This is a genomic window from Citrobacter koseri ATCC BAA-895, from assembly GCF_000018045.1.
In the GTDB taxonomy this organism is placed as follows: domain Bacteria; phylum Pseudomonadota; class Gammaproteobacteria; order Enterobacterales; family Enterobacteriaceae; genus Citrobacter_B; species Citrobacter_B koseri.
The window spans coordinates 16,373-29,531 of the sequence record NC_009792.1; the positions used below are offsets into that span (position 1 = coordinate 16,373).

A 13,159-nucleotide genomic window follows, 5' to 3' on the forward strand; every position below is an offset into this window, starting at 1 on the left:
GGCTTTACATGCAATAAATCTTCGCGTGGCAAACGCTACGTCGCCTGCTCCTGCAACCAGCCGATAAACGCCTCGATTTTCGGCCACTGTCTGCCAGGCAGCGTGGTTACATAATAGTGCTGGTGGCATTTCAACGTCATCTCGCCGAAAGGCGCAATCAGTTCGCCGCTATCAAGACGCTTTTGCACCAGCCGTTTACGCCCCATCGCCACGCCGATATGGTTCATTGCCGCAATAACGGCTAAATCGGAACGATCGAAGCCAATACCCGACGATGTCGGCAGATTCACGCCAAAATGCTGCGCCCAACTGTGCCATTCATCGGTGCCGGAATCGTTGCTCCATGCCTGTCGGTCATGCAGGAGCGTACAGTGGCGCAGGTTAACCCGCGCATTCGTTAAGTCATGATGACGGGCATATTCGGGGCTGCACACCGGCAGAATGGCCTCATCCATCAGGAAGTGATGCGTCAGCTGCGCCGAGGGCGCATCATCAAAATAGATCGCTAAATCAATCCCTGCCCGCTGGAGATTCACGTTGTCATTACCGGTCAACATGGTCAGCGAGATGGACGGATAGCGACGAGTAAAGTCTCCCAGCGCAGGCACCAACCAGCACTGAGCAATCGAAGGCCGCGAATAGACGGTCAGCGTCCCTGACAACTCCTGATTTTTAATATCGAGGATTTCCTGATTCAGCGTATCCAGCGACGATTTCAACGCCCAGAATACCCGCTTGCCCTCATGGGTGAGTTCCACTTTGCGGTGCGAACGGACAAAGAGCTGAATCCCCAGCTCCTCTTCCAGTTGATTGATTCGATGGCTGACCGCGCTGGGACTTAGCGACAGCTCATCCGCCGCCAGCGCAAAAGACTGATGCCTGGCCGCCACTTCAAAGGTGTACAGCTTTGATAATTGCCAGCCGTTGAGTAAACGGTTTCTGCCGTCGCGTAAGGGTTCCATCGCCGCCTCTGTGACCTCTTTTTGGCTTTGCAGTGTAAAAAAATGCGCCTGGAAAATCAGCGTAAAGATGAATCGAAGTGAACCATATCGCATAAACAGACCATTATTGGATGCAAATCACCCTTTTGATTCAATCTGGTTCATGCGAAGGGCAATTTATATCGTTTGTCAGCAAGTGCCGTTTTTTCGTCCAATACGCCTATGTTAATCACAGGGTAAGGTGAGATATGCACTCTCAAATTTGGGTTGTGAGCACGCTGCTGGTAAGCATCGTGCTAATCGTGCTGACCATCGTGAAATTCAGATTCCACCCGTTTCTGGCACTGCTGCTGGCCAGTTTCTTTGTGGGCGCGATGATGGGCATGGGGCCGCTGGAGATGGTCAATGCGATTGAAAGCGGTATTGGCGGCACGTTAGGCTTCCTCGCCGCCGTCATCGGTCTCGGAACCATTCTCGGCAAAATGATGGAAGTGTCCGGCGCGGCAGAACGGATCGGCCTGACGCTCCAGCGTTGCCGCTGGCTTTCCGCTGACGTGATCATGGTGCTGGTGGGGCTGATTTGCGGCATCACGCTGTTTGTGGAAGTGGGTGTGGTGCTGCTCATCCCACTGGCATTTTCGATAGCGAAGAAAACCAACACGTCGCTGCTGAAGCTGGCTATTCCGCTGTGTACCGCGCTAATGGCGGTGCATTGCGTGGTGCCGCCGCATCCGGCTGCGCTGTTTGTGGCGAATAAGCTGGGTGCGGATATCGGTTCCGTTATCGTCTACGGTTTGCTGGTTGGGCTGGTGGCGTCGCTGGTCGGCGGGCCGCTATTCCTGAAGTTCCTCGGCAACCGCCTGCCGTTTAAGCCGGTGCCGGCGGAGTTTGCGGATCTCGAAGTGCGCGATGAAAATACGCTGCCTTCTTTACGCGCGACGCTGTTTACCGTCCTGCTGCCGATTGGCCTGATGCTGGTAAAAACCGTTGCCGAACTGAATATGACGCAGGGCGGCACGCTGTATACGCTGCTGGAGTTTATCGGCAACCCGATCACCGCAATGTTTATCGCCGTTTTCGTGGCCTATTACATTCTCGGCCTGCGTCAGCATATCGGTATGGGTACGTTGCTGACCCATACCGAAAACGGCTTTGGCTCGATTGCTAACATCCTGCTGATTATCGGTGCAGGCGGCGCGTTCAACGCTATCCTCAAAAGCAGCGGTCTGGCGGATACGCTGGCGGTGATCCTCTCCAATATGCACATGCACCCGATTCTGCTGGCCTGGCTGGTGGCGCTGATTCTGCACGCCGCAGTGGGTTCCGCAACGGTCGCGATGATGGGCGCGACGGCGATTGTCGCGCCGATGCTGCCGCTCTACCCCAACGTCAGCCCGGAGATCATCGCCATTGCCATCGGTTCCGGCGCGATTGGCTGCACGATCGTGACCGACTCCCTCTTCTGGCTGGTGAAGCAATACTGCGGCGCCACCCTGAATGAAACATTTAAGTACTATACAACCGCGACATTTATCGCGTCGGTTGTTGCTCTGGCGGGCACATTCCTGCTTTCCTTTATCATCTAAGCGCAAAGAGACGTATTATGGAAAACGCTAAAATGACTTCACTTATCGCTCAGTATCCTCTGGTAGAGGATCTGATCGCCCTCAAAGAAACGACCTGGTTTAACCCAGGCACCACCTCTCTTGCGGAAGGTTTACCCTATGTTGGTCTGACAGCGCAGGATGTACAGGATGCGCATGCCCGCCTGGCCCGTTTCGCGCCGTATCTGGCAAAAGCCTTCCCGGAAACCGCCGCAACCGGCGGGATTATTGAGTCTGAACTGGCGATCATCCCCGCAATGCAGCAACGGCTGGAAAAAGAGTACGGACAGAAAATCAGCGGCGAACTTCTGCTGAAAAAAGACAGTCACTTACCGATTTCCGGCTCGATAAAAGCCCGTGGCGGGATTTATGAAGTGCTGGCCCACGCGGAAAAACTGGCGCTGGAGGCGGGTCTGCTGACGACCGAAGATGACTACAGCGTAATGCTTTCACCGGAGTTCAGGCAGTTCTTCAGCCAGTACAGCATTGCCGTGGGTTCAACCGGTAATCTGGGGCTGTCGATTGGCATTATGAGCGCCTGTATCGGCTTTAAGGTGACGGTGCATATGTCCGCCGACGCCCGCGCCTGGAAGAAAGCCAAACTGCGCAGCCACGGCGTAACGGTAGTGGAATACGAAGAGGATTACGGCGTAGCGGTTGAGCAAGGACGCAAAGCGGCACAGTCCGATCCAAACTGTTTCTTTATTGACGATGAAAACTCCCGCACGCTGTTTTTGGGCTATGCGGTGGCCGGGCAGCGCCTGAAGGCTCAGTTTGCGCAGCAGGGGCGCGTGGTGGATGCCGACCATCCGCTGTTTGTCTACCTGCCGTGCGGCGTTGGCGGCGGTCCTGGCGGCGTGGCTTTTGGTCTGAAACTGGCATTTGGCGACAACGTCCACTGCTTCTTCGCCGAACCAACCCACTCTCCGTGCATGTTACTGGGCGTGTATACCGGTCTGCATGATGCCATTTCCGTCCAGGAGATTGGCGTCGATAACCTGACGGCGGCAGACGGCCTGGCGGTGGGGCGCGCATCCGGGTTTGTAGGGCGGGCAATGGAACGTCTGCTGGACGGGCTGTACACCCTCGACGATCGGACGATGTACGACATGCTGGGTTGGCTGGCGCAGGAAGAAGGTATTCGCCTGGAGCCTTCCGCACTGGCGGGAATGGCCGGGCCGCAGCGTGTTTGCCGTTCGACGGATTACCAGCAGATGCACGCCTTCAGCGCTGAGCAGCTTAATCACGCCACGCATCTGGTGTGGGCGACCGGCGGCGGTATGGTGCCGGAAGAAGAGATGGCGCAGTACCTGGCGAAAGGGCGCTAAACGTCACTGACCTTAACGCAGCATCGCCATCAGCTCCATCGGTGAGCGATGCTGTTTGATCAGATCCCGCATGACGCGCATATGCGGCGACGTGTGGTTAATAAACGCTTTATACCCGCCGCACAGCACGCTTTTCCCGCTTAAATCCCGATGCTTTGGACAATCACCGTTGCAGAATCGCAATAAGGCGCAGTCCAGGCAATCCGCCCCCAGCGTTGATTTTTTCTGCTGTCCAAATTCACTCGCCTGCGGGCTGGCATTCAGCATATGTAGCGGCGTTTGATGGATATTACCCAGCCGGAACGCCGGGTAGACATAGTGATCGCACTGATAGAGATCGCCGTTTGCTTCCAGGGCGAACGCATGACCGCAGGTTTCGCTAAGCGCGCACATTTGTGCCGGATGCCCGCTCCACACGCCCAGCATCGAATCAAACAGTTGCACAAAAACGCGCCCAATATCTTCCCGAACCCAGAGATCAAACACATCGTTGAGAAAATGCCCCCAGTCTTCCGACGTCACGGAATCAGCGGTCAGTTTGTCGCTATCGTCATGTTCAACCAGCGGAATGAACTGAAGAAAAGGCGTGCCAAGCTGGCGAAGATAGCGATACATACGCGCAGGCTGCTGGCTGTTCAGCCGATTCACCACCACCAGCAGGTTGAAGTCCACGCGATGGGCAACCAGCCTTGCTATCGCTTCCACCACCTTATGATGCGTTGGTTTTCCACTACGGCTAACGCGGTAAGCATCATGTAAATCGGCGGGGCCATCCAGTGAGATACCGACCAGCCAGCCATTATCGCGTAAGAATCGGCACCACTCGTCACTGAGTAAAATGCCGTTAGTCTGGAAGGTATTCTGGATGCGTTTCCCCTCTCCATAGCGTTTTTGCAACGCGACCACGCGGTGAAAAAAATCGAGTCCACACAGCGTCGGCTCTCCGCCCTGCCAAGCAAACAGCACATCATCAACCGGCTGCGCGGCAATATGCTGGCAAATAAAAGCCTCTAAGGTCGCGTTATCCATAACGGGTTGAGAGGGTTTATCGATATAAAAACAGTAATGGCAATCAAGGTTACAACGTGAGCTGGCCGGTTTAGCCATGACCTGACATCCTGTCATGCAACATCCCTAATAAAGACGATAAGTTGACGAATATGCGTTACAGCAAACAGTATTGCGAGGGACAACACCGCGAGAGAGATCAAAAATTTGTCACGCACGGCGCGAGATTCGGAAAAATCACTGTGCGCCACATCCATCAGGTTACGGCTGCGGGTATAGCGCCAGAGGATGAGCGCGACAATCGCCAGCACGCCAATAGAAACCCAGAACAGAAACCCCGCCTGATGCCAGTTATGTTTCAGCGCCAGCGCCATCAATGCGCCATAGCCTAACAGGGTACGAAACCAGGCCAGCGACGTGCGCTCCGGCTGTAGACCGGGATCAACCTGACGGCGGGCTTTGCGGCTATCCGGCATACAGCACCAGCGCCATGACAATCACCGCAACAATCATCAGCATCAGGCTGATTATCATCAGGCTATGGGTGTACGGCAGGTCTTCTTTCAGACGCATCGCTTTTTCGTTGCGTAGCCAGCGCAGATAGCCATAAATCGCCAGGCCGCCCGCAAAGAGACACAGCAGCAGCGCCAGCAGTTCGCGAATCACCGGCGTGGCGAAGTCCGGCGCGAGTTGGTCAAGCCCGACGCCCGCCGCCAGAAACCCCAGCGCGGTGCGAATCCACGCCAGAAAGGTACGCTCATTTGCCAGCGAGAAGCGGTAATCCGGCGCTTCTCCGAGGCGGGAAATCTTCATGACGGCTCCTTTAAATTATTGCCGGATGGCGGCGTAAGCGCCTTATCCGGCCTACGGTGTTGCGCTTTTTGTAGGCCCGGTAAGCGCAGCGCCACCGGGCATAACGCATCAAAACTTCTGCTTTTTCTCTTCTACTTTCACGCCTTGCGTGGGCAAACCGGTATCGTAATCACGTACCACCGGAGAATAACCGTCTTGTGGGCGTGGGCGGAATGCCCCCATCCAGCGCGGCCGGGCATCTTTACGCCACGGACGCAGGATCCACTGGTACGTACGGAACGGGTCGCGGATTTTATCCATGTAATCCAGCAGCGCGTCGTGCATCTGACTGCGAACACCGGCAAATTCCGGCGCAGCAATCAGATTATGCAGTTCATCCGGGTCATTACGCCTGTCGTACAGCTCATCGCTGGTAAACAGGTTCAGCACCAGCTTCCAGTTATCCGTCACCCAGCAGCGCACCGGAATAAAGCCGCCAAAGCTGTCATGCTCGATCTCATAGCGGTTGAACTCCACCATCACCCCGCGCGGCGCTTCAACGGCCAGGATGTTTTCACCCGGAAGAATATCGGGCTTATCAATCCCCGCCAGCGCCATCATCGTAGGCAGCAGGTCAATATGGCTGACCGGCGTATCGATCTGCTGCGGCGCTCCCTGCGGCGGGCGCATAATCAGCGGGATGCGGGTAATGTCATCATACATTGCCGCCCCTTTGCTGATGAGTTTGTGCGCCCCCATCATTTCACCGTGATCGGAGGTATAAATCACCCAGGTATTCTCACGTTGTTCCGGGGTTAACGCATTGATCACCCGCCCAATCTGATCGTCAACAAAGTCATTGCAAGCAAAGTAGAGCGGATGATGATAACAGCCATCATCGCCCACCGGAGACGGCATCGCCTGCGCCCATAGCCGATGGTGCTCAGGTTTATTGCTCAGCGAATCCTGCGCCTTCGCGCCCAGGTCATAATAAAAATCCTGATACTTCTCCAGATACTCAACCGGACAGGTAAACGGATGATGCGGCTCATCATAAGAGACCACCATCAGGAACGGTTCGTCATCTCTCGCTGGCTGATGGAGAAAATCAACCGCCCGGTTGCTGATGCGATACGCCCAGGTAAAGGTCTCATCAATATTATTGGTCTGCAAATCCTCAATACTGTTCAGTCCGTTACGCCACAGGCTGATTTCATTCTCCGTCAGTTCAGAAAGGTAGTTCGCGCCGTCATACCAGTAGTCGGCATCCCACTCAGGCGGGCACTCGCCGGTGCCAAAGTAATCGTGCCCGTCGAGGTGCCATTTGCCGATATAACAGGTGTGATAGCCTGCATCCTTAAAATAACGCCCCATCGTGGAGATGTTCTTCCCCGGCGCGACGTTGTTCGTCCACGGGCCGGACTGATTGGCATAAATACCGGTAAAAAGCCCCGCGCGGGCTGGCGTACACACCGGCGAGCAGGTATACGCGGAGTTAAAGCGAATCCCTTCCGCGGCCAGGCTGTCAATATGCTGCGTGTTCAGCGGCTTACCGCTATAGCAGCCCACCATATTGGTCGCCTGTGTATCGGTCATAATGAACAGAAAATTCGGACGGGTCATGCTTTATCCTTAGCGTCAGAAACATAAACCACAGGCGCGGAATGGCGCGTCTGCCATGAGCTGTAAATCAGGTAAACAACCACCGCAGCGGTGATGGCGTAGCTGAGAATGGTCAGCCACCGGGTCTGATAGCCACCGAACTGCGCCAGACCAGAATAGACGCCAATCATCGCGAACAGGACGCCAACAGCGGCGATCTTCACGTTTTTCCACGGTTTCATGTCAACCGCAAACGCATCATGAAATTTAAACGGCGTTGCACGCGGCTTAATCACGCCAATGAGCAGCATCACCACGACGTTGATACAGAAGGTGCAGGCCAGCACATAGAGGAAATGAAAATCAAATTTCACCAGGTAGTTGATGGTGATGTAACTGACAATACCGAGTCCCATTGCGACCTTCGCGGCCAGCGCCGGAATACGTGGGAAGAAGAAGCCCATAATAACAATGGTCACCAACGGCACGTTATAAATCCCGTTGAGCTGTTTCATCCAACTGTAGAGCCCTTGCGGCGCATAGGCGATCCACGGCGCCACCAGCACGGAGATCACGGCCACAATAAAGCCAAAGCGACGACCAACAGTGACCAGTTTATCGGGGCTGGCCTGTTCATTAATCAGTCGGCGATAGATACCGAGGCTAAACAGGGTCGAAGCACTGTTCAAAAAACCGCAGAATGCGCTGATAATCGCGCCAAACAGTACCGCGCTAAAAAAGCCAATCAGCGGCAGCGGCATCACTTTGTTCACCAGCGCCGGATAGGCCATGTCTGCTTTCGGTAGATCCTGAAAGAGATGAAAAGCGATAACGCCCGGCAGCACCAGAATCAGCGGGTCCAGCATCTTCAACACCGCCGTAAGCAGCGCCCCTTTTTGCCCTTCCGATAAACTTTTTGATGCCAGCGTACGCTGAACGATCCCCTGGTTGGTGCACCAGTAGAACGTATTGACCAGGATAAGCCCGGTCAACGCCGCGCCAATCGGCACCGGGTCGTTGCTGCCGCCAATCGAGTTCAGCATCTGGCTGTGATCCTGGGTTAAGCGCGTAATACCTTCGCTCAGACTGCCTTTCCCCATCGCCATCAGACCAAACAGCGGCACCATCAGGCCGCCAATCACCAGACCGATACCGTTAATCACATCGGCAATAGCAATCGCCCGCATCCCGCCGACGACAGCATACAGGATGCCGCTAATCCCCAGCACGACAGCCATCAGCCAGATCGCCGTATGTTGTGAAATACCAAAGGTTTCAGTGACATGAAACATGCTGTTAAAGGCAAGCGCGCCGGAATACAGAATGATGGGTAAAAAACAGATTCCCGTCGCAATCAAAAAACAGCAATCAATAATGATGCGGGTAGTTTTGTCATAGCGCTCTTCAATAAAATCCGGGATCGTTGCAATGCCGCGTTGCAGATAGCGTGGCAGAAAGATCAGCGCCAGAAAAATAAGCGGAATTGCGGAGATGACTTCCCATGCCATTACCGACATACCGCTGCGGTAAGCCTGGCCGGTTAATCCCACCAGTTGTTCCGTTGAGAGGTTAGTTAACATCAGCGAGGCGGCAATAACCGGCGCTTTTAACGAACGTCCCGCCAGAAAATATCCCTGCTGCGAACCGGTATCCGCTTTTCGTAACTTCCACCAGGTGATAACCGCCACCAGTAGCGTAAAACCAACAAAGCTCAAAATTTGTAGCGTATTCATCTCATAGCCCTTGTTTTTCATTATGTCCCGGCAACGGTAGGGTCAACTCGAGGTAAAGCATGCCGGGTCAGGCAGTCAGATTTCTTAATTACAAACATCGCCTCCCTGAAGCATTCACTTTCTGTTATGTTCAGGTTGTGGGCATCATTCTCCGGCGAGAAAATAAAATGAATGGAAACTTGCTAAGTTCGCATGTAAAAAACGAAACTACGTACAATATTCCCCTGTTGATTAATGAAAATGTGATCTCCAGCGGAATTTCATTGATCTCGCTGTGGCATACCTACGCTGACGAAAATTACCGTGTTATATGGCCGCGAGATAAGAAAAAGCCGCTAATCGCCAATTCGTGGGTCGCGGTCTATACCGTACAGGGGTGCGGGAAAATCCTGCTGAAAGCCGGTGAGCAAATTACATTAAACGGCAACTGCATTATCTTTTTAAAACCCACCGATATACAGTCTTACCATTGCGAAGGTTTATTGTGGGAGCAATACTGGATGGAGTTTACCCCAACCAGTATTATGGATATTCCTATCCGACAACAAAGCATTATTTATAATGGTGATGTTTATAATCAGGAACTGGCCGAAGTTTCACAATTAATTACCCGCCCGGAACCGATTAAAAATAATCTCGCCGTCGCGTTTCTCACGAAAATTATTTATCAGTGGATTTGTCTTATTGACTCAAACGGGAAAAAAGACCCACAACGCATACAGGTTGAAAAGTTAATTGCAGCGTTACATGCCAGCCTGCAACGCCGCTGGAGCGTGGCGGATATGGCAGCCACGATCCCCTGTAGCGAAGCCTGGCTGCGTCGTCTGTTTTTACGCTATACCGGGAAAACACCGAAAGAATATTATCTGGACGCCCGGCTGGAACTGGCATTATCGCTGTTAAAACAGGAAGGGAATACGGTGGGTCAGGTAGCGGATATGCTCAACTTCTTTGACTCATTTCATTTCAGCAAAGCATTTAAGCATAAATTTGGCTACGCGCCGTCGGCGGTGTTGAAACATCCTGACCGGCACCCGCTGGATGCCGGTCAACAAGATTAGTGCAGTTCAGGCCAGTATTCTTTGTTGGCTTCAATCAGATCATCAAGAATCGCTTTGGCGACAGACGCGCTCGGCACGGTTTTGGAGAGCGTAATCGCCTGCCACAGACGCTGATAGGAGCGATGCTCCCAGGCATCGACCACCAGTTTCTCGACGGCCACCTGCTGGCTCATCAGCCCTTTCTGGAACTGCGGAATATCGCCAACCGTCAGAGACTCCGGCCCGTTATGCCCCACCAGGCAAGGGATCTCCACCATCGCTTCATCATCAAAGTTATGAATCGCCCCGTTGTTTGGCACAATCAGCAGCATCCGTTCCTGCGTATTAAAGGCGATTGCCGTTGCCAGATCGACGATATAAGACGCGTGTTCATCAATTTCCAGCTCGCCAGCGGAGGAGTGGCCCGCTTCAATAATCGCGCGACAGGAGCCAAATACCTGTTTTTCGCGGTGATCCATCACCTCATTAGCACGCGTGCGCGCCGGGTTCGAGTGCTGCACCACATAGTCCGGGAACAGATAGTATTTCAGATAGGTGTTCGGCATGGTGTCCGGGTCCAGTGCCTGCACATCCTTCGCTTTGGCGAACGTATCATTCCAGCTCGCTTCAGTATGCGGATCGTTAGATGGCGGAACATAACCGTGTTTCGCGACGTATTCCCGCAGTTTCGGCATCAGGTCGTTACCCTGCAAGTCCTCAATCGACGTCCACCAGCCAAAGTGGTTCAGCCCGTAATAACGCACGCGCATTTGCTTACGATCTTGCAGGCCGACAATCTGCGCCATCCGCCCTTCAATGCCGATCGGCATATCACAGATATTGAGGATTTTGGCGTTCGGGCGCAGACGGCGCGTCGCCTCGGCCACTATCGCCGCCGGGTTGGAGTAGTTCAGCATCCACGCGTTCGGGGAGTATTTCTCCATGTAATCCACCAGCTCCAGCACGCCGCCAATAGAACGCATCCCATACGCAATCCCGCCCGGGCCACAGGTTTCCTGGCCTAACACGCCGTGGCGCAGCGGGATTTTTTCGTCTTTTTCCCGCATCGGGTATTTGCCCACGCGGATATGCGCCATCACGAAATCAACATCGGTAAACGCTGCTTCGGGATCGGTGGTGTAACTAAACTCAATCTCCGGCGCCTGCTCTTTAAGGATGATTTTGCACGCTTCGGCAATCACTTCCTGGCGAGCGCCGTCGTTGTCATAGAATTTCAGCGCGCGAAGCGGAAAACGGTCCTGGTTTGCCAGCAACATCAATACGATGCCCGGCGTAAATGTGCTGCCGCCGCCTGCGATAACCACTGAGAATTTTTTCATGATACTGCCTCCGTCATGGGGATTTGTTCGGTCGATAAGGGGGATTTCATTAGCGTTTCAAGCTGGTCACGCACCTGGGGCACATGCAGGCCGACAATCACCTGGATGCCATTGCCACGGCGAACCACGCCGTGCGCGCCCAGTGCTTTAAAGACGTCATCACTCTGGGTCTGCGCCATATCGTGGAGCGCAATACGTAAGCGCGTGGCGCAGTTATTAATGCTTTCGATATTGCCCGCGCCGCCCAGCGCCTGGAGGAACCCGGCTGCCTGCCCAAGTTTTGCGTCCGGCGCGGGCGCCGTTGTCTGTCCACGCGCGGCCTTGTAATCCGCTTTGCTGTAGAGTCTGATTTCACTCTCTTCACGACCCGGCGTTTTCAGGTTGAAGCGCAGGATCAGGGTGCGGAAAACCACAAAATAGAGGGCGGTGAATGCCAGCCCGATGCCTATCTGGGTAAACATCATTCCGGCATGGTTGTGGAACATCGGGATCCAGTTTTGCGGTAAGAACTGATCCAGCAGTCCGCCGCCCATATTTCCTACCACGCCGCAGATATACATCACCGTCGCCATTGAGGCCGCCAGCACCGCGTGTACGGCAAACAGCAGCGGAGAGATAAACAGGAAAGTGAATTCCAGCGGTTCCGTAATGCCCACCAGTACAGCGGTTAACGTGGCGGGGATCAGCAAACCGGCGACCTTCACCCGGTTTTCTGGCGATGCGGTGTAATAGAGCGCCAGCGCAATCCCGACGGAGCCAAAGATTTTTGAGTTACCGTGCAGGGCAAAACCGCCTTCCGGGAATAACGTCTTCAGCGATTCCGTGCTCTGGCTGAACGCCTGCATGTGTTGCGCCCAGTAAACCTGAATGCCACCTTCTACCGCCGCCGGGCCAAAAATGAAGGGGCCATAGACGAAGTGATGCAGCCCTGTCGGGATCAGAATACGTTCGAGGAAGGTGTAGACCCACACGCCCAGCGCGCCCGCTGAACGCAGGAAAGCCTGTAGGGATTCAATGCCCATCTGCACTTTTGGCCAGCCGAGCAGCGTCAGCCAGGCGCAGGGGATCATCACCAGGAACGCGATAATCACCACAAACGACGTGCCCTGAAAAATACCGAGGAACACGGGCAACGGCTTATCGAAATAGCGGTTGTGCAGCGCGGTGACGATGCCCGAAATCATAATGGCGCCGATAATGCTGGTATCGAGCGTTTTTATTCCGGCCATCATCGTCAGACCGCTGCCTGCCGTCGGGTCTACGCTGAAGTCCACGCCGAAAAAATGACCCCAGGTCATGCCCATGGCATTAATGAAATAGTTCCATGTCAGGAAGCTGACCAGCACCGCCAGACAAGCTCGGCCTTGCGCCTGTTTAGCCAGGCCAATCGGCAAGCCGACGGCGAAAATCAGCGGCATATTACGGAAAACCGTCCAGCCGCCCTCTTCAATAATATGAACGATTTGCGCAAATAAACTGTTGGGATCGGTCAGCGCTTCGCCAACAAAAAGCGGGTTGCGCAGCATGATAGCGATACCCACGACGATACCGGCGAACGGGAACAGCAGTACCGGGGTAAACATAGCGCCGCCAAAGCGTTGTATTTGACTGAGCATTTTTACATCCTCATATAACAACCAGTAGGGAGAGGCCTTTTTTGTAGTGATTGCTGGCCTGATACGAGAATAGGTAGTTGCGATTCTGAGAACATGAAGCGCCGCTTCGATTCGTGATCGCATTCATGGTTTTAATTCAGTCAATGATGTCTACT

Annotated in this window: 11 protein-coding genes; 3 read left to right on the forward strand and 8 right to left on the reverse strand. The window is 54.1% G+C overall.

The genetic code is table 11. The annotated features are described in order from the left end of the window. Positions 1-35: 35 nt before the first annotated feature. A complete protein-coding gene (dsdC, locus tag CKO_RS00090) occupies positions 36-962 on the reverse strand; it encodes a DNA-binding transcriptional regulator DsdC (RefSeq protein ID WP_024130072.1) in 927 nt (308 codons plus the stop codon). 227 nt (positions 963-1,189) lie between these two features. On the opposite strand from dsdC, the gene dsdX reads away from it, so the two are divergent. After that, entirely contained in the window at positions 1,190-2,527 is a 1,338-nt protein-coding gene (gene dsdX / locus CKO_RS00095) for a D-serine transporter DsdX (RefSeq protein WP_012000780.1), read from the forward strand. 17 nt (positions 2,528-2,544) lie between these two features. Next, complete coding sequence (dsdA, locus tag CKO_RS00100) at positions 2,545-3,873, forward strand: D-serine ammonia-lyase (protein WP_012000781.1); 1,329 nt, start codon at positions 2,545-2,547, stop codon at positions 3,871-3,873. A gap of 12 nt (positions 3,874-3,885) precedes the next feature. Here the strand turns inward: dsdA and CKO_RS00105 are convergent, their stop codons facing one another. The 5 genes from CKO_RS00105 to CKO_RS00125 all read right to left on the reverse strand — a co-directional run bounded on the left by CKO_RS00105 (position 3,886) and on the right by CKO_RS00125 (position 9,008). Then, a complete protein-coding gene (locus CKO_RS00105) occupies positions 3,886-4,998 on the reverse strand; it encodes an anaerobic sulfatase maturase (RefSeq protein WP_024130073.1) in 1,113 nt (370 codons plus the stop codon). After that, positions 4,995-5,357, reverse strand: a complete 363-nt coding sequence (locus CKO_RS00110; protein ID WP_012000783.1) for a DUF202 domain-containing protein — start codon at positions 5,355-5,357, stop codon at positions 4,995-4,997. The genes CKO_RS00105 and CKO_RS00110 overlap by 4 nt, the downstream gene beginning before the upstream one ends. Then, positions 5,347-5,694, reverse strand: coding sequence for a YidH family protein (locus CKO_RS00115; RefSeq protein WP_012000784.1), 348 nt, complete (start codon positions 5,692-5,694; stop codon positions 5,347-5,349). Before CKO_RS00115 ends, CKO_RS00110 begins: the two co-directional genes overlap by 11 nt. Positions 5,695-5,802: 108 nt before the next feature. Beyond that, the gene (locus CKO_RS00120; RefSeq protein ID WP_012000785.1) at positions 5,803-7,296 is read right to left on the reverse strand and encodes a sulfatase-like hydrolase/transferase; all 1,494 of its coding nucleotides are present in this window, start codon (positions 7,294-7,296) and stop codon (positions 5,803-5,805) included. After that, positions 7,293-9,008, reverse strand: coding sequence for a solute:sodium symporter family transporter (locus CKO_RS00125; protein ID WP_024130074.1), 1,716 nt, complete (start codon positions 9,006-9,008; stop codon positions 7,293-7,295). The genes CKO_RS00120 and CKO_RS00125 overlap by 4 nt, the downstream gene beginning before the upstream one ends. A gap of 167 nt (positions 9,009-9,175) precedes the next feature. On the opposite strand from CKO_RS00125, the gene CKO_RS00130 reads away from it, so the two are divergent. Further along, entirely contained in the window at positions 9,176-10,069 is an 894-nt protein-coding gene (locus tag CKO_RS00130; RefSeq protein WP_024130075.1) for a helix-turn-helix transcriptional regulator, read from the forward strand. On the opposite strand, the gene CKO_RS00135 is transcribed toward CKO_RS00130, so the two are convergent. Together CKO_RS00135 and CKO_RS00140 are read right to left on the reverse strand one after the other, a co-directional pair. Further along, complete coding sequence (locus tag CKO_RS00135) at positions 10,066-11,388, reverse strand: 6-phospho-alpha-glucosidase (protein ID WP_012000788.1); 1,323 nt, start codon at positions 11,386-11,388, stop codon at positions 10,066-10,068. The two genes, CKO_RS00130 and CKO_RS00135, sit on opposite strands and share 4 nt — an antisense overlap. Continuing rightward, complete coding sequence (locus CKO_RS00140) at positions 11,385-13,004, reverse strand: alpha-glucoside-specific PTS transporter subunit IIBC (RefSeq protein WP_024130076.1); 1,620 nt, start codon at positions 13,002-13,004, stop codon at positions 11,385-11,387. The genes CKO_RS00135 and CKO_RS00140 overlap by 4 nt, the downstream gene beginning before the upstream one ends. Positions 13,005-13,159: the final 155 nt, after the last annotated feature.

Coding starts and splice junctions, on each gene's coding strand:
- dsdC (WP_024130072.1), bottom strand. CDS start 962: ATGGAACCCTTACGCGACGGCAGAAACCGTTTACTCAACGGCTGGCAA.
- dsdX (WP_012000780.1), top strand. CDS start 1,190: ATGCACTCTCAAATTTGGGTTGTGAGCACGCTGCTGGTAAGCATCGTG.
- dsdA (WP_012000781.1), top strand. CDS start 2,545: ATGGAAAACGCTAAAATGACTTCACTTATCGCTCAGTATCCTCTGGTA.
- CKO_RS00105 (WP_024130073.1), bottom strand. CDS start 4,998: ATGACAGGATGTCAGGTCATGGCTAAACCGGCCAGCTCACGTTGTAAC.
- CKO_RS00110 (WP_012000783.1), bottom strand. CDS start 5,357: ATGCCGGATAGCCGCAAAGCCCGCCGTCAGGTTGATCCCGGTCTACAG.
- CKO_RS00115 (WP_012000784.1), bottom strand. CDS start 5,694: ATGAAGATTTCCCGCCTCGGAGAAGCGCCGGATTACCGCTTCTCGCTG.
- CKO_RS00120 (WP_012000785.1), bottom strand. CDS start 7,296: ATGACCCGTCCGAATTTTCTGTTCATTATGACCGATACACAGGCGACC.
- CKO_RS00125 (WP_024130074.1), bottom strand. CDS start 9,008: ATGAATACGCTACAAATTTTGAGCTTTGTTGGTTTTACGCTACTGGTG.
- CKO_RS00130 (WP_024130075.1), top strand. CDS start 9,176: ATGAATGGAAACTTGCTAAGTTCGCATGTAAAAAACGAAACTACGTAC.
- CKO_RS00135 (WP_012000788.1), bottom strand. CDS start 11,388: ATGAAAAAATTCTCAGTGGTTATCGCAGGCGGCGGCAGCACATTTACG.
- CKO_RS00140 (WP_024130076.1), bottom strand. CDS start 13,004: ATGCTCAGTCAAATACAACGCTTTGGCGGCGCTATGTTTACCCCGGTA.